The 1,476-nt window shown below is 69.6% G+C and carries 1 protein-coding gene; it reads left to right on the plus strand.

Going from position 1 to position 1,476, the window contains the following annotated elements; genetic code table 11:
* Positions 1-250: 250 nt before the first annotated feature.
* Positions 251-1,476 (plus strand): hypothetical protein (locus BLR46_RS14730; protein WP_218118496.1); only part of this gene is annotated, 1,226 nt, incomplete at its 3' end.

A 1,476-nucleotide genomic window follows, 5' to 3' on the forward strand; every position in this document is an offset into this window, starting at 1 on the left:
GGTGGTGGCCGCGGTGAGGTGGACAGTGCTGTGTACAGCGCGAACCGCTTCGGCCGTGACCACCAGTACGGCGTGCAGGGCAACCTGCAGAACAGCGTCTGGGAGACCAGCAACGTCTACCACGACAACAACGAGCCCGCGCGGTAACACCTCCCGTGCTCAAGTCGGTCAGCCCCCGCCGAGACCTGCCGGGTCCCGGCGGGGGCTGACCCCTGCCGCTCACGAACACTCCCTACCCCCCACAGGAACCATGAACTGCAGCACTCGCCTCCTGGCACTGACCTCCAGCCTCGTGCTGGCGGCCGGCGTCTTCGTCCCGACCCACGTCGCGCACGCAGACACCGACGCCACCACCAGCACCTCCACCTCGACCACCGTCGGGTCGGCCGTTTCGGCCTACTCCGCCGGCACCAAGCCCGTCGGCCAGACCACGTACACCTGGGGCTCGACGAAGGGCGTCCCCGCCGGCACGAAGATCACCACCCAGGTGCTCGTCAACGGTGCCTGGTCCACCTCCCAGCAGTCCTCCGTGAAGTCGGACGGCACCTTCACCATCGAACTCACCTACGGCAAGTACCAGGCGGGCACCCACCGCTGGCGTGTGGTGGCCCTGCCCTCCGGGAAGGCCGCGGTCGTCTCCAACTCCTTCGAGCTGACCCGCACCACCCAGCGCGCCGTGTCGGCCGCCACGGCCGGGACCAAGCCGGTCGGCCAGGAGACCTACGGCTGGGGCCGCGTGTCCGGCATCCCCGCCGGCGCCCACATCGAGTCCCAGGTCAAGGTGTCCGGGAACTGGTCGCGTTCCCAGGTCTCCGCAGTCAGGTCCGACGGCACCTTCGCCATCGAACTCACCTACGGGAAGCGCCAGCCGGGCACCTATGTCTGGCGCTTCGTCACCCGGCACAACGGGGTGGCGACCACGTCCCCGGAGGTCACGCTGGAGCGCACCGGCTCCGACGTCGCCCGGGACGCTTCCATCAGGGCGTATTCCGCCGGGACCAAGACGGTCGGTGCGGACACCTACACGTGGGGCAGCACCACGGGCATCGGCGCGGGCACCCGCATCGAGACCCAAGTGCGCATCGGCGACCGCTGGTCCCGTTCCCAGTTCTCCACCGTGAAGGCCGACGGGTCGTTCGTGCTGCCGCTCACCTACGGTGCCGACACCGCGGGCAAGTACACCTACCGCGTCGCGGTCCAGGGTGATGGCTTCTCCGTCGTCTCCAACGAGTTCGTGCTGACGAGGACCGCCCCGGCGTCGTCCCCGGCTCCGACCCAGACCGCGGCGCCGACGGGGTTCCCGAACGCGACGAACACCGGCGTCCCTGCCGGGACCGTGCTGCGTCGGTCGGGGAGCATCGTGGTGACGACGCCGGGGACCGTGATCGACGGGCTGGATGTGGACGGTTCGATCGACGTCCAGGCGAACAACGTCACGATCCGCAACTCCCGGGTGTCCACGGGTGCTGCGCGGTA

Source organism: Tessaracoccus oleiagri (assembly GCF_900103275.1).
Taxonomy (GTDB): Bacteria; Actinomycetota; Actinomycetes; order Propionibacteriales; family Propionibacteriaceae; genus Arachnia; species Arachnia oleiagri.